Below are 20,620 nucleotides of genomic sequence, written 5' to 3' on the forward strand. Positions count from 1 at the left end.
CCAGCGGAGAGGGCACTTGGGGGTGGGGTTGTATGTTCTGGCCTGTTAGCGGGCGCGCCCGCTAACAGGTCGGTACAGGCTGGATCAGGGTTGTTGCTGATCAGCCAGCTGGTCAGCCAGGCGCACGAAGGCGGCGAGGTCCAGCTGTTCAGGGCGCAGGCTGCCGTCCACGCCGGCTGCCTCGATGGCCGCGCTGTCGAGCAGGCCTTTGAGGGTATTGCGCAATGTCTTGCGACGCTGGTTGAAGGCCTCGCGAACGACGCGCTCCAGTAGCAGGTGGTCCTTGGCCGGGAACGGCAGCACCTCATGGGGTACCAGGCGCACGATCGCGGAGTCCACTTTCGGCGGCGGGTTGAAGGCACCCGGGCCAACGTTGAACAGGTGCTCCACGCGGCAGTGGTACTGCACCATGATCGACAGGCGCCCCCAGTCACCACCACCCGGGCCGGCAGCCATGCGTTCGACCACTTCCTTCTGCAGCATGAAGTGCATGTCGCGGATCAAGCCGGCATGGCTGAGCAGGTGGAAGATGAGCGGGGTAGAAATGTTGTAGGGCAGGTTGCCCACTACCTTGAGGCTGCGCGGTGGCACGCCCAGCTGGTTGAAGTCGAACTTCAGGGCGTCGCCCTGGTGCAGGCGGAAGTTGCCCCGATCGGCGAACTTGTGCTGCAGGATCGGCACCAGGTCTTTGTCCAGTTCCACCACATCCAGCTGTGCGCCGCTGCCCAGCAGGCCCTCGGTCAGGGCACCCTGGCCCGGGCCGATTTCCAGCAGGTGCTCGCCAGCCTTGGCGTTGATGGCACGCAGGATGCGGTCGATGATGCCGGCGTCGTGCAGGAAGTTCTGGCCGAAGCGCTTGCGCGCCCGGTGTTGGTATTGCTCGTTCATGGTCGGTTCTCGGCCATCTGGTAGGCGGTTTCCAGCGCGACGCGCAGGCTGCCGGTGTCGACCTTGCCGCTGCCGGCCAGGTCCAGGGCGGTGCCGTGGTCAACCGAGGTGCGGATGATCGGCAGGCCCAGGGTCACGTTCACTGCAGCGCCAAAGCCCTTGTACTTGAGTACGGGCAGGCCCTGGTCGTGGTACATCGCCAGCACCGCGTCGCAGTGCTCCAGATATTTGGGGGTAAACAGGGTATCGGCCGGCAACGGCCCGCGCAGGTCCATGCCTTCGCTGCGCAGGCGGGCCAGTGTCGGCTCGATGATGTCGATTTCTTCGCGGCCCAGGTGGCCGCCTTCACCCGCGTGCGGGTTGAGGCCGCACACCAGGATGCGCGGGCTGGCAATGCCGAACTTGTCGCGCAGGTCGGCATGCAGGATGCGGGTAACGCGCTCAATGCGCTCGGCAGTGATGGCGTCGGCAATGTCGCGCAGTGGCAGGTGCGTGGTCACCAGGGCCACGCGCAGGCCACGGGTAGCCAGCATCATCACCACTTGCGCGGTGTGGGTCAGTTCAGCCAGGAATTCGGTATGCCCAGAAAAGGCGATACCGCTTTCGTTGATCACGCCCTTGTGTACCGGAGCGGTGATCATCCCGGCGAAGTGCCCGTCCAGGCAGCCCTTGCCTGCGCGGGTGAGGGTTTCCAGTACGAACGCGGCATTGGCCTGGTCCAGCTGGCCTGCCGTCACCGGGGCTGCAAGGGGGGTATCCCAGACGTACAGGCTACCTGCTGGCGCCGGCTGCTCGGGCCAATGGCCCGGCGCGACCGGCAGCAGGTCGACGGCCAGCCCCAGCTGCGTGGCCCGCTCGGCGAGCAGGTCACGGCTGGTGATGGCAATCAGGGGGTGGGGCTGGGCGTCTGCGGCGAGCAGCAAGCAAAGGTCGGGACCTATGCCGGCCGGCTCGCCGGGGGTGACGGCAAAGCGCAGGGGCTTCACTGGGCGGCCTGGTCGGCGCCAGGCAGCTTGATTTCAACGTAGGCTTCGTCGCGGATCTGGCGCAGCCAGGTTTGCAGCTCTTCGTCGTACTTGCGGTTGCGCAGTACGCTCAGGGCCTGCTGTTCGCGCGCCTGCTCGGTGCTGTCGGTGGCGCGGCGGCCCAGCACTTCCAGAACATGCCAGCCGTACTGGGTCTTGAACGGTTTGGTCACGACGCCTTGCTGGGCGTTGGCCATCTGCTCGCGGAACTCCGGTACCAGGCTGTTCGGGTCGACCCAGTTAAGGTCGCCGCCGTTGAGTGCCGAACCTGGGTCTTCCGAGAAGCTCTTCGCCAGTTCGCCGAAGTCTTCGCCGTTCTTGATGCGGTCGTACAGGCGCTCGGCCAGTTGCTCGGTGGCCGCATCGCTGCGGATCTCGCTTGGCTTGATCAGGATGTGGCGCACGTGCACTTCGTCACGCAGTACGTTCTCGCTGCCGCCACGCTTCTCCTCGAGCTTGAGGATGATGAAGCCGTTAGGGATGCGGATCGGCTGGGTGATTTCACCCACCGGCATGCTGCTGAGCATCTTGGCGAAGTCCGGTGGCAGCTGGCCGGCTTTACGCCAGCCCATTTCGCCGCCTTCCAGGGCGTTTTCGCTGGCGGAACGGGCAATGGCCATCTGGCCGAAGTCCGCGCCTTGCTTGAGCTGCTGGTACACATCGCCGACCTGGCGTGCAGCGGCCTGGATGGCCTCCGAGTTGGCGGCCTCCGGGGTCGGGATCAGGATGTTGGCCAGGCGGTACTCTTCCGACATCTGCATCTTGCCCATGTCCGAGTTGAGGAAGTTTTTCACTTCCTGCTCCGAAACCTGGATGCGCTCGGCGACGCGGCGCTGGCGCACGCGGCTGATGATCATCTCGCGTTTGACCTGCTCGCGGGCGTCATCGAACGACAGGCCGTCGTGGGCCAGGGCGGCGCGGAACTGATCCAGCGACATGCCATTGCGCTGGGCAATGGTGCCGATGGCCTGGTTCAGCTCTTCGTCAGTGATGCGGATGCCGGAGCGTTCGCCGATCTGCAACTGCAGGTTCTCGACGATCAGGCGTTCCAGTACCTGCTGTTCCAGAGCGCTGGTCGGCGGCACGCCGCCGCCGCGTTTGGCGATGGTTTGCTGCACCTCATGGACGCGCTGGTCCAGCTGGCTTTGCATGACCACGTCGTTGTCGACGATGGCCACCACGCGATCAAGGGGTTGGACCGCGGCATGCACCGCGCCACTCAGCATTGCAACGCCCAGCAACGCCGGGCGCAGTCGATCAATAAGCTTGGTCTTCACGTTCACGGTAACCTTGAATGCCTTGGTCGAGGAAAGATTCGACCTTGTTGCCAACTACGCCACCGAGGCCTTTCAGGACGATCTGAAGGAAGACACCGTGGTCGCCTTTTTCGTTCTGTGGCAGCGCTTGGCTGAAGTCGTCGTAATCGATCCAGTAACGGTTGATCAGGCGCAGCTTCCAGCAGCAGTTGTCGTACTCGAAACCGCCCATGGCTTCCAGGGTGCGGTTACGGTTGTAGTCATGCTGCCAGCGAGCGATGACGCTCCACTGCGGAACGATCGGCCAGATGACCGAGAAGTCATGCTGCTGGATCTTGTAGTAGTCCTTGATGTAGTTAGCACTGCCCGGGGTGCCATAGTCGCCGCCGCCCACTTTCCAGGTACCCGTCGTCGAGTCGTAGGAAATGGTGTCGTTACGGTAGCGATAACCGAGGTTGACCACCTTGTTCGGGTTGTCTTCAGGCTGGTAGTGGAACATAGCGGCGCCCGAGCGTGGGCTGCGGGTGTCCGGGTCCCAGTTGTAGTTCGAATTGAAGCGCCAGTCGCGGTTGAAGTAGTAGTTGTACATCAGCGCGTACGGCGACACATCGGACTGCGAGTCGGCGCGGGTGCGGTAGTCGATACCCGGCAGCTGGACTTTGCGATCCTTGAAGTAATAAGCCTGGCCGATGCTGAAGTTCTGTCGCTCGAAGCCATTCTCTTCGATCCAGCGGGTAGTCACGCCCAGCGACAGTTTGTTTTCGTCGCCGATACGGTCGGTACCGCTGAAGCGGTTGTCGCGGAACAGCGAGTCGTAGCTGAACAGCGTTTCGCCCGTGTCGAAGAGCGGGATGTCCTTCTGGTCCTTGTACGGGACGTTAAGGTAGAACAGGCGCGGTTCGAGCGTTTGTTTGTAGTTCGTGCCGAACAGGGAGGTGTTACGGTCGAAGTACAGGCCGCTGTCAACGCTGAAGATCGGCACGTCGCGGTTCAGCGAGCTGTTGTAGCTGCCGTACGCCGGGTTGGCCGATTGCGCGATAGCCTGAGCTTTGCCTTCGCTGTCCAGGTCCAGATCGTAGTGGGTATATGCGTACTTCAGCTTGGGAGTCAGGAAGCCATAGCTGGCTTCCATCGGCAGGCTGATCGACGGTGCAACGTTGAAGCGGTTGCCGTTGGCACGGGCGATACCGCGGATGTTCTGGTCCAGACGGCGGCCTGCTGCACCGGCAGAGAAGTCGGGGTTACCGTCCTCGTCCAGAACGAAGTCGTCTTTCAGATCACGATCAAAGCGAACGGCTTCGGTTTGGTATCCGAAGTTCAGGCCGCCAGGCTCGAACGGCAGCTTACCGTTCAGGGTAATCTGCGGCAGGCGATCATACGGTGTGATCTTCGAGATGGTGGCCATCTCGTACGCATGCACATTCAGGCGCGCGGTGTATCCCTCGCCACGGTATGTAAGCGCACCCTGCTGATTCAGCAGGTCCTTGCTTTCAACACCAATCTGGTCGGACTCCAGGTCCTGGAAGTAGAACGGGTCGCTGATGTCGGTGTAGTCCACCTCGGTCATCAGGCGCTCGTCCAGCCCGCCCTTGTGCTGCCAGTTGACCATCCAGCGCTGATCTTTGTAATCAGTCTGGTCTTTGCGGTCGTCGTTCTTGTCGTTCAGGTAGGCGCCGCCGAACTGGCCTTCGCTGGAAGGCGTCAGGTAGCGGAACTCGCCTTCCATCAGCAGGCCGCGCTTGGCCATGTAGCGAGGGTACAACGTGGCGTCGTAGTTCGGCGCCAGGTTGAAGTAGTACGGCGTGACCAGCATGAAGCCGGTGTCGCTGCTGGTGCTGAACGATGGCGGCAGGAAGCCGGACTGGCGACGGTCGTCGATCGGGAAGTAGATGTACGGTGTGTAGAACACCGGGAAATCCTTGACCCGCAGCGTGACGTTGGTCGCAGTACCGAAACCGGTGGCCGGGTTCAGCGTGATGTTGTTGCCCTTCAACTGCCAGGCGTTGCTGCCTGGTTCGCAGGTGGTGTACGTACCGTCCTTGAGGCGGATGATGGCGTTTTCGCCACGCTTGGCGTACAGGGCGCTGCCGCGGATGTGCGACTTGTGCATCACGTATTCGGCGTTGTCGACCTGGGCTTCGCCGGTGTCGAGCTGAATTTGTGCCTCGTCACCGACCACCAGCGAGCCGTTGTCACGGATCTTGACGTTGCCCTTGAGCTCGCCCCGGTTCTCGGTCTGGTAGAGGTTGGCCTCGTCGGCCTCGGCCTGCATGCTGCCCTGGCGCATCACCACGTCACCGGCAAGCGTCGCGATCTGCTGCTCCTGCTGGTACTTGGATACTTTGGCGTTGATGTAGGTCGGCGACTCGTCCTTTGGCGTGGTGTCGGCCATGCCCGGGCGGGTTGGCTCGATATACGCGCCACCGCAGTATGGGCCGGTTTCGGCCAACTGTGCGGCGGTGAGCTTTTCACGCGGAACCCAGTCCAGGTGGCTGTAGTCTTCGCTGCGCGACTTCAGGGCACGGCCTTTGGCCTCGGTGACCAGCATTGGCCGGTCCGCGGTTTCGCCTTCGCTCGCGGCTTCAGTGCCCGAGCTGACAGCAGCACCCTCGTGCACCGGGCGCGGCGGCAGGTTGTTGACTGGCGCCTTGGGCTTGCAGTCCCAACCACCGGAGGCGGACACTTGGCAGTCGAACTGTTCGGCTGCTACCACGTATGACGTGGCCAAAGGTTGCAGGGCCAGCAGACCGCCGGTTACCAGCAACGGAAACTTTCTACGAAACGCGGGGGATTTCAATGCCATCTTATTAGTCCGGGCTTCCTGCGTGCCATCTGCCCGCGTGTGGGGCCGCACGCCTCTCGATGGTCTGAAAAAGATGCTGGATAATAAAGCATGACCCGCTTGACGGCTAGGGCCGTCGGAGACCCTTGTAATGCCTGAACACGATGTACGCCTGCAACAACTGACGGTCTGGCTCGCTGAGCAGCTCAATGATCTTTTCCGGAACAACGCCTGGGGCGAAGTGCCCGCAGGCAGCCTGACCGCAGCCAGCAGCGACGCCAGCTTCCGTCGTTACTTCCGCTGGCAGGGCGCTGGCCACAGTTTCGTGGTCATGGATGCACCGCCGCCCCAGGAGAACTGCCGACCGTTCGTCGCCGTCGATCACCTGCTGGCCAGCGCCGACGTTCATGTGCCATTGATTCACGCTCAGGACCTGGAGCGCGGCTTCCTGCTGCTGGGCGACCTGGGCCACCAGACATACCTTGACATCATCGATGCCGACAACGCCGACAGCCTGTTCGCCGACGCCATCGACGCGCTGATCAAATTCCAGCGTCTGCCGATGGACGCGCAGTTGCCCTGCTACGACGACGCCCTGTTGCGCCGCGAAGTTGAACTGTTCCCCGAATGGTACGTGGGGCGTGAGCTTGGCCTGGCCCTCAGCGATAGCCAGAAGGCCACCTGGCAGCGCGTCAGCCAGCAGTTGATCGACAGCGCCCTGGCGCAGCCCAAGGTGCTGGTGCACCGCGACTACATGCCGCGCAACCTGATGCAGAGCAGGCCCAACCCTGGCGTGCTGGACTTCCAGGATGCTGTATACGGCCCGGTCACCTACGACATCACCTGCCTGTTCAAGGATGCTTTCCTCAGCTGGCCGCAGGCGCGGGTCGAAGGCTGGCTGCGTGATTACTGGCAGAAAGCATTGGCTGCCGGCATCCCGGTGCAGCCTGATTTCGAGGCCTTCCAGCGCGCCAGCGACCTGATGGGCGTACAGCGGCACCTCAAAGTGATCGGCATCTTCGCGCGCATCTGCCACCGCGACGGCAAGCCGCGTTACCTGGGCGACGTGCCGCGTTTCTTCGCCTATATAGAAGAAGTGATCGGTCGCCGGCCCGAATTGGCGGAGCTGGGTGAACTGATTGCCGAGTTGCAGGCCGGAGCGCGTGCATGAAGGCAATGATCCTGGCAGCGGGTAAAGGCGAGCGCATGCGCCCGCTGACCCTGCATACCCCGAAACCGCTGGTCCCGGTCGCCGGCCAGCCGCTGATCGAATACCACCTGCGCGCACTGGCGACTGCGGGCGTTACCGAGGTGGTAATCAACCATGCCTGGCTCGGCCAGCAAATCGAAGATCACCTGGGAGATGGCAGCCGTTTCGGCCTGGGCATCCGCTACTCGCCTGAGGGTGAGCCGCTGGAAACCGGCGGCGGCATCTTCAAGGCGCTGCCTTTGCTGGGTGATGCACCCTTCCTGCTGGTGAACGGCGATGTCTGGACCGACTACGACTTCGCACGTCTGCTGGTTCCCCGGCAGGGTTTGGCTCACTTGGTGCTGGTCGATAACCCAGGCCATCATGGCCGTGGCGACTTCCGCCTGGCGGGCGAGCAGGTGGTTGATGGCGACGACGCGCCGGGCACGCTGACTTTCAGCGGAATCTCGGTGCTGCACCCGGCGCTGTTCGAGGGTTGCCAGGCCGGTGCCTTCAAGCTGGCCCCGTTGCTGCGCCAGGCCATGGCGGCCGGGCAGGTCACGGGTGAGCACTACCGCGGCCACTGGGTTGACGTTGGTACGCTCGAGCGCCTGGCCGAAGCCGAGCGCCTGATCGGCGAGCGCGCCTGACATGTGGTGGGCAGGCACACTGATTGGCGCCGGGGCTGGCTTCGCCGTGGCGAGTATTCCCGGCGCCCTGCTCGGCGTGGTGCTCGGCCAGGCTTTTGACCGCCATTTGCGCCTGCAAGGCTGGGAGGACATGCGCGAACGGCTGAGTGGTCGCCCGGCATTGGCTGACGACGAACTGCTGTTCGTGATGCTCGGGCGCCTGGCCAAGAGCGATGGGCGGGTAGCCGAACAGCATATCCGGCAGGCACGCCAGGAAATGGTGCGCCTGGACCTGGCCGAGCCTGCCCGCTTGCGCGCCATCAATGCGTTCAATCGCGGCAAGGCGGGCAAAGACCGCCTGGGCGGCCATCTGCGGCGCATTCGCCAGCAGCCACATGCGGCAGAAGGGACCTTGCGGGCTTGCTGGCGCATGGTCTGGGCCGACGGCAAGATGGGTAACAAGGAGCGCGAACTGTTGCTGGACTGGGGCCAGCAACTGGGCCTCAGCCGGCGCCAAGTGCAGGCCATGTCGCTGGAATACGAACCACGCAAGGCTGCCGGAACGGAAGGGGTCGCCATGACCTATGCGGCGGCGCTGCGCTTACTGGCGGTCGAGGCAGATACCGATGTCGACAAGATCAAGCAGGCGTATCGCCGGTTGGTCAGTCGGCATCACCCGGACAAGCTGGCAGGTACCGGTGCCAGCGAGGCGCAGGTGCGTGAGGCGACCGAGCGCACCCGCGAGTTGCACCAGGCCTATGCCATGATCCGCAAGCGGCGGGGACTATGAAATAGCCGGAGCCGCAGAGCGGCCCCGGCGATCTCGGATCAGCCCTGCGGGCTCATCCACCCCCGCACCCGGCGGAACAGCTGCTCTTGCTCGGCCGCCTTGTTCCCAGGCATGGCAATCAGCGACAACTGGCGGTACTGGCTGTCTTTCTGCCGCTTGCTGGCTTGCAGCCGCAACTCGGCTGCGCTGCGATCGCTACTGCGGGTGACGTAGTAGATATCGGCGGTAGGCACCGTCAAAGTCGGCGCCAGGCTTTCCAGGTCATGCTCCACCCGCGCCGGCGTCTGCGCAGCCACCATTACCAGCTTCTGCACCTGCGGCGGTTGCTTCTCGCTCAGGTAGCGGGCTGCCCAATATGCACCGCTGCCATGGCCGATCAGCACGATGCTGCGCGCATTGTGCTGCTGGGCAAACGCCACGGCGGCATCCAGGCGGGCGAAAATGCGTTCGGCATCGGCCGGGTCGGTCTGTTCGCTGGCCAACTCGGCATCGGTGCTTTGCGCAGTGTCGGCATCGGCTGCAGTGGCCTGGGCGACGTTGGCATTGGCGTCGGCGGGTACGTCCTTGACCGGTGCGCTTTCACCCTGAGGTGTTTCGGGCTCGGCGGCTGGCTTGGCCTCCACCCGTGCCTGCGGGCTGTCGGTGAGCAGGTCGGGCAGGCTTATGCTTAGGCTATGCCAGCCGATGTCAGGGAATTTTTGCCGCAGGGGGCTAACGGCATTTGGCCAGTCAGCCGTTTCACCGGCGCCGGGGACGATGATCACCGCCCCTTGCGGATCACTGTCGTTGGCCGGTTTCCACAGGGCCAGGAAGCTGTCGGCACCCGCTTGCAGGGTCTGCTGCTCGGCCTTGGGCACCAGCCGCTCGAGGGCCTGGGCATCTTCTTGGCTACGCTCCAGAAGCGGCGGGCGGGGCGCTTCGGCAGCGGGGGCGGCAGCGGCGGCAGGTGGTTTTTCGGCGTCGGCGGCCAGGGCACCGAGTGGAAGGATCGAGGCCAGGCAGCACATTGCCAGCGTCGTGCGATAAAGTGTGGACATGAGTCAACCCAAGGCCAGAATGATACCGGCAGCCTAATAGTATTTGCCCGTGACGGCCATGCTGCATGGCCGCCTTTACCAAGACGAGCGTGTAGATGAAGCGAGTGCATCGCCTGTTGGTTATCGGCTGCTTGTGGCTGCCCTTGATTGCATTTGCCAGGCCTGAGGCGCTCCCCGCCGTTGTGCTGGAGCCTGCCCAACAGCAGTGGCTGGACACACACCCCAGTCTGCGGGTCGGCCTGGTGCTGCAAGCACCCTATGCACAATTTGACCGGCGGCTGCAGCAACTCTACGGGGCCAATGTGGAGCTGGTCAGCAGCCTGGCGCAGGTGCTGCAGCTGGACCTTACCTGGCGTAACTTCAGCGACCAGGCCAGCCTGGAGCATGCCCTGCAGAACGGCGAAATCGACTTTGCCCCGGGGCTTACCCAGACCCCGGCCAGCCTGCGCTTGTGGTTGTTCAGCGACCCCTACATGCGCGTACCGCAATTGGTGGTAGGGCCGCGCACCGGGGCCATGGCCTTGGAGCTGGAACGGCTTGAGCCCGAGCAGCGCGTGGCAGTGCGCATGCCAAGCCAGCTGGCGGATTACCTGCGCAGTAACTACGGCAACCTCAACCTGCAAGGCGTACCGAACGAGCGGGAGGCATTGCAGCTGGTAGTGGGCGGCCAAGCCAGTTTCGCGGTGCTGGATGAAGCGCAGCTCAGCCGCCTGTCACGTGAGAGCGAGTTCGGCGAGCTGGCAGTGGTTGGTGATATCGGCCTGCCGCAGCTGCTGCGAATCGGTTCGCGGCGCGATTGGCCGCTGTTGGCCGATGTGCTTGAACGCGGCCTGCAGGCGCTGCCGGCCAAAGAACTGGAGCAACTGCACCAGCGTTGGCTGCAGCCGAAGTACCCGCGCCTGAGTGAATCGCCCGGTTTCTGGCAGAACCTGGCCTTGCTGCTCGGCATGCTGTTGTTGTGTGCTTTGGCCACCCTGGTGTGGCAACGCCGGCAGCAGCGCCAGCTGGAGCGCAGCCTGCTGACCACGCGTGAGAGCCTGGTGGAGCGCCAGGTGCGCGAAGAGGCATTGCGCCTGAGCCAGTTTGCCATCGACCAGAGCACGGTGGGCATCCTCTGGGTCAACTGGGACAGCCATGTGCGCTACGCCAACCACGCCGCTGAGCGCATGCTGGGTTATGCCGAGGGCGAGTTGCTTGAGCAGCCGCTGAGCGCCTTCGAGCCGAGCTTGAGCATGGACCGCTGGCTGGAGCTGTGGAAGGGCGCGCGCGCGGGGGCGGGTGGTGTCGGCCAGTTCGAAACGCACTGCCGGCGGGCTGACCACAGCTTGCTGCCGGTGGAACTGTCCCTGAGTTTTCTGCGCTTTCGTGATTCCGAGTACCTGGTGGTCTACCTTGCCGATGTCACCGAGCGCCACCGTGCCCTGGCGGCTCTGCGCGAAAGCGAGGCACGGCTCAAAGGCATCGCCGGTAACGTGCCGGGGCTGGTGTTTCGGCTGGAGCGTGACCCGGCCGAGGGCGACCTGGAATTCCCCTACATCAGCGAGGGCAGCGAGGCTTTGGTGGGCTATGCACCCAGCGAGATCCAGCACCCGCAAATGGGCCTGCGCAACCTTGTGCACCCCGAAGACCGCGCCGATTACCATCGGGTGCAGGACTTGGCGCTCGCCAGCGATCAGGACTGGTCCTGGCAGGGGCGCATCCTTACCCGCGAAGGTGAACAGCGCTGGGCCGACATCAAGGCCAGTGCCCGGCACCTGGGTAACGGCCAGGTGGTATGGGACGGTGTGGTGTGGGACATCACCCAGGGCAAGCGGGCCGAGTTGGCGTTGGCCAAATCCCAGGAGCAGCTGCGCGAGCTGTCGGCCCACCTGGAGAGCGTGCGCGAGGAAGAGAAGGCCCGCATCGCCCGGGAAGTGCATGATGAGTTGGGGCAGATGCTCACCGTGCTCAAGCTGGAGGTGTCGATGTGCGAGCTGGCTTTCGCCGAGTTGGACCCGGGCCTGAACGAGCGCCTTGCCAGCATGAAGCGTCTGATCGCCCAGTTGTTCCAGCTGGTACGCGACGTGGCCACCGCCTTGCGCCCGCCGATCCTCGATGCCGGCATTGCCTCGGCCATCGAGTGGCAGGCGCGGCGGTTTGAAGCGCGCACGCAGATCCCCTGTCTGGTGCAAGTACCGGATAATCTGCCAGCATTGAGCGATGCCAAGGCCACCGGGTTGTTCCGCATCCTCCAGGAAGCGCTGACCAACGTGATGCGTCACGCCCAGGCCCACACTGTGGAGATTGAGCTGGTGCGTGAGAACGGGCAGTTGCGCATGACCGTCAGCGATGACGGCCAGGGGTTTTGCCGTGAGCAGACCAGGCCCACTTCGTTTGGCCTGGTAGGGGTGCGCGAGCGGGTGCTGATGCTGGGCGGCAGCATGGTACTGGACAGTCAACCGGGCGAAGGCACCAGCCTGAGCGTGGCCATTCCGTTGGAATAGGGAGAACAAGCGTGATTCGAGTGCTGGTGGCTGAAGACCACACCATTGTCCGCGAAGGCATCAAGCAGTTGATTGGCCTGGCCAAGGACATGCAGGTGGTGGGGGAGGCCGGCAATGGCGAGCAGTTGCTCGAAACCCTGCGGCACACGCCCTGCGAGGTGGTACTGCTGGATATCTCGATGCCGGGGGTGAACGGCCTGGAGGCCATTCCGCGGATCCGCGCGCTGCACGATGCGCCGGCGATCCTGATGCTGTCGATGCACGATGAAGCGCAGATGGCGGCCCGGGCGCTAAAAGCCGGTGCGGCGGGTTATGCCACCAAGGACAGTGACCCGGCGCTGCTGCTCACCGCGATTCGCCGGGTAGCCGGTGGCGGGCGCTATATTGACCCGGCACTGGCCGACCGCATGGTGTTCGAAGTTGGCCTGACCGAGTCCCGGCCCTTGCATACGCTACTGTCAGAGCGGGAGTTTTCGGTGTTCGAGCGCCTGGCTCAGGGCGCCAACGTCAACGACATCGCCCAGCAGCTGGCGCTGTCGAGCAAAACCATCAGCACCCACAAGGCGCGGTTGATGCAGAAGCTCAAGGTGAACTCGCTGGCGGAGCTGGTGAAGTACGCCATGGAGCACAAGCTGGTCTGATTGCGACATCGCGCGCTGCCTGTAGCGAGTCCCTGTGGCAGCAGGGCGGGGGGGAGCATTCCAATCCCGCCATCGTTGTAGGGCAATCCCTACAACGAATTTTCCATTCGGATGATGGCATTCTCTCAGCACCCCCGATTTCCGGGCGCTTGCGCCTCTTCTACTCTTTTGCCTACGCAGTCATCCAACAAGAAGGTGCAGGCATGAGCGAGGCGAAGTCGAACGCTGCAACCAGCGAAACGCTGGTCAGCTTCCGTGGTGTGCAGAAAAGCTACGACGGCGAGTCGCTGATCGTCAAAGACCTCAACCTGGATATCCGCAAGGGCGAATTCCTCACCCTGCTTGGCCCGTCCGGTTCGGGCAAGACCACCAGCCTGATGATGCTGGCCGGCTTCGAAACCCCCACCGCCGGCGAAATTCAGCTGGCCGGGCGCTCGATCAACAACGTGCCGCCGCACAAACGCGACATCGGCATGGTGTTCCAGAACTACGCGCTGTTCCCGCACATGACCGTTGCCGAGAACCTGGCCTTCCCCCTGAGCGTGCGCAACCTGAGCAAGACCGACATCAGCGAGCGCGTCAAGCGCGTGCTGAACATGGTCCAGCTCGATGCCTTTGCCAAACGCTACCCGGGCCAGCTGTCCGGCGGCCAGCAGCAGCGCGTGGCGCTGGCCCGCGCACTGGTGTTCGAGCCGCAGCTGGTGCTGATGGATGAACCGTTGGGCGCCCTGGACAAACAACTGCGTGAACACATGCAGATGGAAATCAAGCACATCCACCAGCGCCTGGGCGTGACCGTGGTTTACGTGACCCACGACCAGGGTGAAGCACTGACCATGTCCGACCGTGTGGCAGTGTTCCACCAGGGCGAAATCCAGCAAATCGCCGACCCGCGCACGCTGTACGAAGAACCCTGCAACACCTTCGTTGCCAACTTCATCGGCGAGAACAACCGTATCAACGGCACCCTGCTGGCCAGCGACGGCAAGCGCTGCCAGGTGCAGTTGCCACGTGGTGAGCGGGTCGAGGCGCTGGCGGTGAATGTCGGCCAGGCCGGCGAGCCGGTGACCCTGTCTATCCGCCCGGAGCGGGTGCGCCTTAACGGCCACAGCGAAAGCTGCGTCAACCGCTTTTCTGGCCGGGTGGCCGAATTCATTTACCTGGGCGACCACGTGCGGGTGCGCCTGGAAGTTTGCGGCAAGGGCGACTTCTTCGTGAAACAGCCAATTGCCGAGCTCGACCCGGCCCTGGCCGTGGGCGATGTGGTACCGCTGGGCTGGGAGGTGGAGCACGCCCGCGCGCTCGATCCGATTGCCGAAGCCCATTGATGGATTGCTTCACCAACCCTGTACTGTGGAGAGAATAATAATGCGCAAGCAGTTGAAACTGACCGCCCTGGCCCTGGGGCTGTTCGCCGCTGGCCAGGCCATGGCCGCAGACCTCACCGTGATCTCGTTCGGCGGCGCTAACAAGGCTGCCCAGGTCAAAGCGTTCTACGAGCCATGGGAGAAGGCGGGTAATGGCAAGATCGTCGCCGGTGAGTACAACGGCGAAATGGCCAAGGTCAAGGCGATGGTCGACACCAAGAGCGTGTCGTGGAACCTGGTAGAGGTTGAGTCGCCAGAGCTGGCGCGCGGTTGCGATGAGGGCATGTTCGAAGAGCTCGACCCAGCCCTGTTCGGCAGCGAGAGCGACTACGTGCCCGGTGCCATCCAGGCTTGCGGTGTGGGCTTCTTCGTCTGGTCCACGGTCATGGCCTACAACGCCGACAAGCTCAAGACCGCACCTACCAGTTGGGCCGATTTCTGGGATACCAAGCAGTTCCCGGGCAAGCGTGGCCTGCGCAAAGGCGCCAAGTACACGTTGGAATTCGCACTGATGGCTGACGGTGTTGCGCCCAAGGATGTCTACAAAGTGCTGGCGACCAAGGAAGGCCAGGACCGCGCCTTCAAAAAACTCGATGAACTCAAGCCCAGCATTCAGTGGTGGGAAGCTGGCGCACAGCCACCGCAATTCCTGGCTTCAGGCGACGTGGTCATGAGCTCTGCCTACAACGGCCGTATTGCCGCTGTGCAAAAAGAGAGCAACCTCAAGGTGGTGTGGAACGGCGGCATCTACGACTTCGATGCATGGGCAATTCCTAAAGGCGCCAAGAACGTCGAAGAGGCGAAGAAATTCATCGCCTACAGCGTCAAGCCCGAGCAGCAGAAGATCTACTCCGAGAACATCGCCTACGGCCCGGCCAACGCCAAGGCGGTGAGCCTGCTGTCGGAAGAGGTGAAGAAGGACATGCCGACCACGCCTGAAAACATCGCCAACCAGGTGCAAATCGACGTGGCCTTCTGGGCTGACAACAGCGAGCAGCTGGAGCAACGCTTCAACGCCTGGGCTGCGAAGAAGTAAACGACCAGCGTAAGGGGGCCGCTTTGCGGCCCCAATTCAGTTTCGTATCGCGGAGTTCGCCATGGCCATTGCAGTGCCCCTCAACGAAGGCGCAGGTCCAAGTCTCAAGCAGCGCCTCAAGCACGCCGAGCGGGTCAACCGCTGGAAGGCGCAGGCGTTGATCGCGCCGCTGGCGCTGTTCCTTTTGCTGGTGTTCCTGGTGCCGATCGCGGCGCTGCTGTACAAGAGCGTCGGCAACCCGGAGGTGGTTGGCGGCCTGCCGCGTACGGTTGAGGTCATCAGCCAGTGGGATGGCAAGAGCCTGCCCGGCGAGGACGTGTACAAGGCGCTGAGCCAAGACCTGGCCGAGTCGCGCAAGAACCAGACCCTGGGCGACCTCTCCAAACGCCTGAACATGGAACTGGCCGGCTACCGCAGCTTGTTGACCAAGACAGCGCGGGCCTTGCCGTTCAAGAGCGAGCCTGCCTCCTATAAAGATGCGCTGCAAACCCTCGACGAGCGCTGGGGCGACCCGGCCTACTGGCAGGCGATTCGCCGCAACACCAGCACCGTGACCTCGTTCTACTTGCTGGCTTCGCTCGACCATCGTATCGACGACCTTGGCGAACTGGCCAAGGCTACTCCGGACCAGGCCATTTACCTGGACATCTTTGCCCGCACCCTGTGGATGGGTGTGGTGATTACCGCCATCTGCCTGGTGCTGGCGTACCCGCTGGCGTACCTGCTGGCCAACCTGCCGACCCGGCAGAGCAACCTGCTGATGATTTTGGTGCTGCTGCCGTTCTGGACTTCGATCCTGGTGCGGGTGGCAGCGTGGATCGTGTTGCTGCAGTCCGGCGGCCTGATCAACAGCGCGCTGATGGCAATGGGCATCATCGACGAGCCGCTGGAACTGGTGTTCAACCGCACAGGTGTGTACATCTCGATGGTGCATATTCTGCTGCCGTTCATGATCCTGCCGCTGTACAGCGTGATGAAGGGCATTTCGCCGAGCTACATGCGCGCGGCGATCTCCCTGGGCTGCCACCCGTTCGCCAGCTTCTGGCGGGTTTACTTTCCGCAAACCTACGCCGGTGTAGGCGCCGGTTGCCTGTTGGTGTTCATCCTGGCCATCGGCTACTACATCACCCCGGCACTGCTGGGCAGCCCGAACGACCAGATGGTCAGCTACTTCGTGGCCTTCTATACCAACACCAGCATCAACTGGGGCATGGCTACCGCACTGGGTGGGCTGTTGCTGCTGGCGACCGTGCTGTTGTACCTGATCTATAGCTGGCTGGTCGGCGCCAGCCGCCTGCGCCTGAGCTGAGGAGCCTTGTCATGCTGAGCCCTTACATGTCGCCCGTGGAGCGGGTCTGGTACTACAGCCTGCGTATTCTTTGCGGCCTGATCCTGCTATTCCTGATCTTGCCGGTGCTGGTGATCGTGCCGCTGTCCTTCAACAGTGGCAGCTTCCTGGTGTACCCGCTACAGGGCTTCTCGCTGCAGTGGTATCAGGACTTCTTTGGCTCTGCCGAGTGGATGCGGGCGCTGAAGAACAGCATCATCGTCGCCCCGGCGGCCACGGTGCTGGCCATGGTGTTCGGCACCCTGGCGGCCATCGGCCTGACCCGCGGGGATTTCCCCGGCAAATCGCTGGTCATGGCGCTGGTGATTTCGCCGATGGTGGTACCGGTGGTGATCATCGGTGTGGCCAGCTACCTGTTCTTCGCGCCGCTTGGCATGGGCAACAGCTTCACCTCGCTGATCTTGGTGCATGCGGTGCTGGGTGTGCCGTTTGTCATCATCACCGTGTCAGCGACCTTGCAGGGCTTCAACTACAACCTGGTGCGCGCGGCAGCCAGCCTGGGGGCCTCGCCACTGCTGAGCTTCCGCCGGGTGACCCTGCCGCTGATTGCCCCCGGGGTAATCTCGGGAGCACTGTTCGCGTTCGCCACCTCGTTCGACGAAGTCGTGGTGACGCTGTTCCTCGCCGGGCCGGAGCAGGCAACCCTGCCGCGGCAGATGTTCAGCGGCATTCGCGAAAACCTGAGCCCGACCATTGCGGCGGCGGCGACCTTGCTGATTGCTTTCTCGGTGGTGTTGCTGCTGACCCTGGAATGGCTCCGCGGGCGTAGCGAGAAGCTCAGGACTCAACAACCTGCCTGACGATGGCCGGCGTCTTCGCGGCTAAAGCCGCTCCCACAGGGCTTGCATACCCTTTTGGGGGCGGCTTTAGCCGCGAAGACGCCGGTGCAGGTTGACGCTAATCAGACCTCATCCACTTCCCTGAGTTACAATGCGCGCCACCGTGATTCTGCCAACAGGTGCGCCATGCAGCCCTACGCTATTGCCCCCTCCATTCTCTCTGCCGATTTCGCCCGCCTGGGTGAGGACGTCGACAAGGTATTGGCTGCGGGTGCCGACATCGTCCACTTCGATGTCATGGACAACCACTACGTTCCCAACCTGACCATCGGCCCGATGGTGTGCACCGCCCTGCGTAAGTACGGCGTCACCGCACCCATCGACGTGCACCTGATGGTCAGCCCGGTCGATCGCATCATCGGCGACTTCATCGAAGCCGGCGCCACCTACATCACCTTCCACCCGGAAGCATCGCAGCACATCGACCGTTCGCTGCAGCTGATCAAGGACGGTGGCTGCAAGGCCGGCCTGGTGTTCAACCCGGCCACCAGCCTGGACGCCCTGAAATATGTGATGGACAAGGTCGACATGGTGCTGCTGATGAGCGTCAACCCAGGCTTCGGCGGACAGAAGTTTATCCCCGGCACCCTCGACAAGCTGCGTGAAGCGCGTGCGCTGATCGATGCCAGCGGCCGCGATATCCGTCTGGAAATCGACGGTGGCGTCAACGTCAATAACATTCGCGAGATCGCTGCTGCTGGCGCCGATACCTTCGTGGCCGGTTCCGCGATCTTCAACGCCCCGGACTACCAGGAAGTCATCGCCAAGATGCGCGCCGAACTGGCCCAGGCCCGCGCATGAGTGGCTTCGAGCAGCTGTTCCCGGGCACGCTGCCCAGGCTGGTGATGTTCGATCTGGACGGTACCCTGATCGATTCCGTGCCAGACCTGGCCGCCGCCGTGGACCGTATGCTGCTCGAACTGGGGCGCCCGCCTGCAGGCCTTGAGGCGGTGCGCCACTGGGTTGGCAACGGCGCCCAGGTGCTGGTGCGCCGTGCCCTGGCCGGTGGCATCGAGCATGAAACCGTGGATGATGCCCTGGCCGAACAGGGCCTGGCGCTGTTCATGGACGCCTATGCCGAAAGCCATGAGCTCACCTCGGTCTACCCCGGGGTGAAAGACACCCTGCGTTGGCTGCAGAAGCAGGGCGTGGAAATGGCGTTGATCACCAACAAGCCAGAGCGCTTCGTCGCCCCTTTGCTGGACCAGATGAAGATCGGTCGCTACTTTCGCTGGATCATCGGCGGAGACACGCTGCCGCAGAAAAAGCCCGACCCCGCGGCGCTGCTGTTCGTCATGCAAATGGCCGGCGTCACCCCGCAGCAAGCGCTATTCGTCGGCGATTCGCGCAGTGATGTACTGGCGGCCAAGGCGGCAGGCGTGCAGTGCGTGGGCCTGACCTACGGCTACAACCATGGCAGGCCGATCCACGACGAATCTCCCAGCCTCGTGATCGACGACCTGCGCGCATTGCTGCCCGGTTGCGCAGACCCGGCCACTGGGATAACGTTGGCGGACCTTCAAGCCTCACAAGACAGAGAGTCCACCGTGGCGGTTACTGGCAAATTCTGGATGAAAGTCATCAAGGCCCTGGCCCGTTGGCGTTGGCGCGCCTGACTTGAGCCTGCCGGCGCGTGCCGGCCCGTCCGTTTGCCTGACCTATTGCTGCTTGCCACGAGGCTACTCATGAACCGCGAAGAATTCCTGCGCCTGGCTGCTGCCGGCTACAACCGCATCCCCCTGGCCTGCGAAACCTTGGCCGACTTCGACACGCCGCTGTCGATCTACCTGAAACTGGCTGACCAGCCCAACTCTTACCTCCTTGAATCGGTGCAAGGCGGCGAGAAGTGGGGCCGCTATTCGATGATCGGCCTGCCCTCGCGCACCGTGATGCGCGTGCATGGCTACCACGTCAGCGTCCTGCAGGACGGCGTCGAGGTGGAAAGCCATGATGTCGAAGACCCGCTGGCGTTCGTCGAGCGCTTCAAGGACCGCTACAAGGTTGCCGATATCCCTGGCCTGCCACGTTTCAACGGTGGCTTGGTTGGCTACTTCGGCTACGACTGTGTGCGCTACGTGGAGAAACGCCTGGGTGCGAGCCCAAACCCGGATCCGTTGGGCGTGCCGGACATTCTGCTGATGGTGTCCGATGCCGTAGTGGTGTTCGACAACCTGGCCGGCAAGATGCACGCCATCGTGCTGGTCGACCCGGCTGAAGACCAGGCTTTCGAGCAAGGCCAAGCCCGTCTGCAAGGCTTGCTGGAAACCTTGCGCCAGCCAATCACCCCGCGCCGTGGCCTGGACTTGAGCGGCCCGCAGGCTGCCGAGCCGGAATTCCGCTCCAGCTACACCCGTGAGGATTACGAGCACGCCGTCGGCCGGATCAAGGAGTACATCCTGGCCGGTGACTGCATGCAGGTGGTGCCGTCGCAGCGCATGTCGATCGACTTCAAGGCTGCGCCTATCGACCTTTACCGCGCGTTGCGCTGCTTCAACCCCACGCCGTACATGTACTTCTTCAACTTTGGCGACTTCCATGTGGTCGGCAGCTCGCCCGAGGTGCTGGTGCGTGTCGAAGACAACCTGGTCACGGTGCGCCCTATCGCTGGTACCCGCCCGCGTGGAGCGACCGAGGAGGCCGACCGCGCGCTGGAAGACGACCTGCTGTCGGACGACAAGGAGATTGCTGAGCACCTGATGCTGATCGACCTGGGACGCAACGACGTGGGCCGGGTGTCCTCGACCGGCAGCGTGCGCCTGACCGAGAAAATGGTGATCGAGCGTTACTCCAACGTCATGCACATTGTGTCCAACGTCACCGGCCAGCTACGTGAAGGGCTGACGGCGATGGATGCACTGCGGGCGATCCTGCCAGCCGGTACGCTTTCGGGGGCGCCGAAGATTCGTGCGATGGAGATCATCGACGAACTGGAGCCGGTCAAGCGCGGGGTTTATGGTGGTGCCGTCGGTTACTTTGCCTGGAACGGTAACATGGATACCGCGATTGCCATTCGTACGGCAGTGATCAAGGACGGCGAGCTGCATGTGCAGGCCGGGGGTGGCATCGTTGCCGACTCGGTACCGGCACTGGAGTGGGAAGAAACCATCAACAAGCGCCGGGCGATGTTCCGGGCGGTGGCGCTGGCTGAGCAGACGTCCACCCGATAAATTGATCGGGGCTGCGCTGTCACGCAGAGAACACCTGTGTGGGAGCGGGCTCGTCCCGCGAAGGGGGCCGCGCGGTGCATGGCACCGGCGTTGCCGGTGTTCGCGGGGCAAGCCCGCTCCCACAGAGTCCTTGCCAAACCAAT

17 protein-coding genes are annotated in these 20,620 nt (G+C 63.3%); 12 read left to right on the plus strand and 5 right to left on the minus strand.

The features are described from left to right. Positions 1-84: 84 nt before the first annotated feature. From rsmA to DMX11_RS23120, 4 genes are read right to left on the minus strand one after another with little or no spacing between them, the layout of a single operon-like run. Positions 85-888, minus strand: a complete 804-nt coding sequence (gene rsmA / locus DMX11_RS23105) for a 16S rRNA (adenine(1518)-N(6)/adenine(1519)-N(6))-dimethyltransferase RsmA (RefSeq protein ID WP_110747245.1) — start codon at positions 886-888, stop codon at positions 85-87. Continuing rightward, the gene (gene pdxA / locus DMX11_RS23110; RefSeq protein ID WP_110747247.1) at positions 885-1,874 is read right to left on the minus strand and encodes a 4-hydroxythreonine-4-phosphate dehydrogenase PdxA; all 990 of its coding nucleotides are present in this window, start codon (positions 1,872-1,874) and stop codon (positions 885-887) included. The genes rsmA and pdxA overlap by 4 nt, the downstream gene beginning before the upstream one ends. Beyond that, on the minus strand, positions 1,871-3,190 hold the full coding sequence (gene surA / locus DMX11_RS23115) for a peptidylprolyl isomerase SurA (RefSeq protein ID WP_110747249.1): 1,320 nt from the start codon (positions 3,188-3,190) through the stop codon (positions 1,871-1,873). Before surA ends, pdxA begins: the two co-directional genes overlap by 4 nt. Next, positions 3,171-5,972, minus strand: a complete 2,802-nt coding sequence (locus tag DMX11_RS23120) for an LPS-assembly protein LptD (RefSeq protein ID WP_110747251.1) — start codon at positions 5,970-5,972, stop codon at positions 3,171-3,173. Before DMX11_RS23120 ends, surA begins: the two co-directional genes overlap by 20 nt. Before the next feature lie 130 nt (positions 5,973-6,102). Between DMX11_RS23120 and DMX11_RS23125 the strand changes: the two genes are divergently transcribed. The 3 genes from DMX11_RS23125 to DMX11_RS23135 are packed head-to-tail and all read left to right on the plus strand — an operon-like array spanning position 6,103 to position 8,559. Next, complete coding sequence (locus DMX11_RS23125) at positions 6,103-7,122, plus strand: aminoglycoside phosphotransferase family protein (RefSeq protein WP_110747253.1); 1,020 nt, start codon at positions 6,103-6,105, stop codon at positions 7,120-7,122. Next, entirely contained in the window at positions 7,119-7,790 is a 672-nt protein-coding gene (murU, locus tag DMX11_RS23130) for an N-acetylmuramate alpha-1-phosphate uridylyltransferase MurU (protein ID WP_110747254.1), read from the plus strand. The genes DMX11_RS23125 and murU overlap by 4 nt, the downstream gene beginning before the upstream one ends. A 1-nt stretch (position 7,791) precedes the next feature. Next, positions 7,792-8,559: a TerB family tellurite resistance protein gene (locus DMX11_RS23135; RefSeq protein ID WP_110747255.1), complete on the plus strand. Its 768-nt coding sequence runs from the start codon at positions 7,792-7,794 to the stop codon at positions 8,557-8,559. Between the two features lie 38 nt (positions 8,560-8,597). Here DMX11_RS23135 and DMX11_RS23140 read toward each other — a convergent pair whose 3' ends face one another. Beyond that, entirely contained in the window at positions 8,598-9,596 is a 999-nt protein-coding gene (locus DMX11_RS23140; RefSeq protein WP_110747256.1) for an alpha/beta hydrolase family protein, read from the minus strand. Between the two features lie 95 nt (positions 9,597-9,691). Here DMX11_RS23140 and DMX11_RS23145 point away from each other — a divergent pair, with 95 nt between their 5' ends. From DMX11_RS23145 to trpE, 9 genes are all read left to right on the plus strand, one after another. Beyond that, positions 9,692-12,079 carry a PAS domain S-box protein gene (locus DMX11_RS23145; RefSeq protein ID WP_110747259.1) on the plus strand — a complete coding sequence of 796 codons (2,388 nt, stop codon included), beginning with the start codon at positions 9,692-9,694 and terminating at the stop codon, positions 12,077-12,079. A gap of 11 nt (positions 12,080-12,090) precedes the next feature. Beyond that, the gene (locus DMX11_RS23150) at positions 12,091-12,720 is read left to right on the plus strand and encodes a response regulator transcription factor (RefSeq protein WP_110747261.1); all 630 of its coding nucleotides are present in this window, start codon (positions 12,091-12,093) and stop codon (positions 12,718-12,720) included. Positions 12,721-12,923: 203 nt separating this feature from the next. Beyond that, positions 12,924-14,048, plus strand: coding sequence for an ABC transporter ATP-binding protein (locus tag DMX11_RS23155; protein WP_110747263.1), 1,125 nt, complete (start codon positions 12,924-12,926; stop codon positions 14,046-14,048). Positions 14,049-14,088: 40 nt separating this feature from the next. Next, positions 14,089-15,123, plus strand: coding sequence for an ABC transporter substrate-binding protein (locus DMX11_RS23160; RefSeq protein WP_110747266.1), 1,035 nt, complete (start codon positions 14,089-14,091; stop codon positions 15,121-15,123). Between the two features lie 61 nt (positions 15,124-15,184). Continuing rightward, a complete protein-coding gene (locus DMX11_RS23165; RefSeq protein ID WP_110747269.1) occupies positions 15,185-16,432 on the plus strand; it encodes an ABC transporter permease in 1,248 nt (415 codons plus the stop codon). A gap of 11 nt (positions 16,433-16,443) precedes the next feature. Further along, the gene (locus DMX11_RS23170) at positions 16,444-17,271 is read left to right on the plus strand and encodes an ABC transporter permease (RefSeq protein ID WP_110747272.1); all 828 of its coding nucleotides are present in this window, start codon (positions 16,444-16,446) and stop codon (positions 17,269-17,271) included. A 165-nt stretch (positions 17,272-17,436) separates the two neighbouring features. Continuing rightward, on the plus strand, positions 17,437-18,111 hold the full coding sequence (rpe, locus tag DMX11_RS23175) for a ribulose-phosphate 3-epimerase (protein ID WP_110747275.1): 675 nt from the start codon (positions 17,437-17,439) through the stop codon (positions 18,109-18,111). Further along, complete coding sequence (locus DMX11_RS23180; protein ID WP_110747278.1) at positions 18,108-18,926, plus strand: phosphoglycolate phosphatase; 819 nt, start codon at positions 18,108-18,110, stop codon at positions 18,924-18,926. Before rpe ends, DMX11_RS23180 begins: the two co-directional genes overlap by 4 nt. A gap of 69 nt (positions 18,927-18,995) precedes the next feature. Continuing rightward, entirely contained in the window at positions 18,996-20,477 is a 1,482-nt protein-coding gene (gene trpE / locus DMX11_RS23185) for an anthranilate synthase component I (protein WP_110747280.1), read from the plus strand. The last annotated feature ends 143 nt before the right edge of the window (positions 20,478-20,620 follow it).

The organism is Pseudomonas sp. LB-090624 (genome assembly GCF_003205205.1).
Lineage (GTDB): Bacteria > Pseudomonadota > Gammaproteobacteria > Pseudomonadales > Pseudomonadaceae > Aquipseudomonas.

Coding starts and splice junctions, on each gene's coding strand:
- rsmA (WP_110747245.1), bottom strand. CDS start 888: ATGAACGAGCAATACCAACACCGGGCGCGCAAGCGCTTCGGCCAGAAC.
- DMX11_RS23120 (WP_110747251.1), bottom strand. CDS start 5,972: ATGGCATTGAAATCCCCCGCGTTTCGTAGAAAGTTTCCGTTGCTGGTA.
- DMX11_RS23125 (WP_110747253.1), top strand. CDS start 6,103: ATGCCTGAACACGATGTACGCCTGCAACAACTGACGGTCTGGCTCGCT.
- murU (WP_110747254.1), top strand. CDS start 7,119: ATGAAGGCAATGATCCTGGCAGCGGGTAAAGGCGAGCGCATGCGCCCG.
- DMX11_RS23135 (WP_110747255.1), top strand. CDS start 7,792: ATGTGGTGGGCAGGCACACTGATTGGCGCCGGGGCTGGCTTCGCCGTG.
- DMX11_RS23140 (WP_110747256.1), bottom strand. CDS start 9,596: ATGTCCACACTTTATCGCACGACGCTGGCAATGTGCTGCCTGGCCTCG.
- DMX11_RS23145 (WP_110747259.1), top strand. CDS start 9,692: ATGAAGCGAGTGCATCGCCTGTTGGTTATCGGCTGCTTGTGGCTGCCC.
- DMX11_RS23155 (WP_110747263.1), top strand. CDS start 12,924: ATGAGCGAGGCGAAGTCGAACGCTGCAACCAGCGAAACGCTGGTCAGC.
- DMX11_RS23160 (WP_110747266.1), top strand. CDS start 14,089: ATGCGCAAGCAGTTGAAACTGACCGCCCTGGCCCTGGGGCTGTTCGCC.
- DMX11_RS23165 (WP_110747269.1), top strand. CDS start 15,185: ATGGCCATTGCAGTGCCCCTCAACGAAGGCGCAGGTCCAAGTCTCAAG.
- DMX11_RS23170 (WP_110747272.1), top strand. CDS start 16,444: ATGCTGAGCCCTTACATGTCGCCCGTGGAGCGGGTCTGGTACTACAGC.
- rpe (WP_110747275.1), top strand. CDS start 17,437: ATGCAGCCCTACGCTATTGCCCCCTCCATTCTCTCTGCCGATTTCGCC.
- DMX11_RS23180 (WP_110747278.1), top strand. CDS start 18,108: ATGAGTGGCTTCGAGCAGCTGTTCCCGGGCACGCTGCCCAGGCTGGTG.
- trpE (WP_110747280.1), top strand. CDS start 18,996: ATGAACCGCGAAGAATTCCTGCGCCTGGCTGCTGCCGGCTACAACCGC.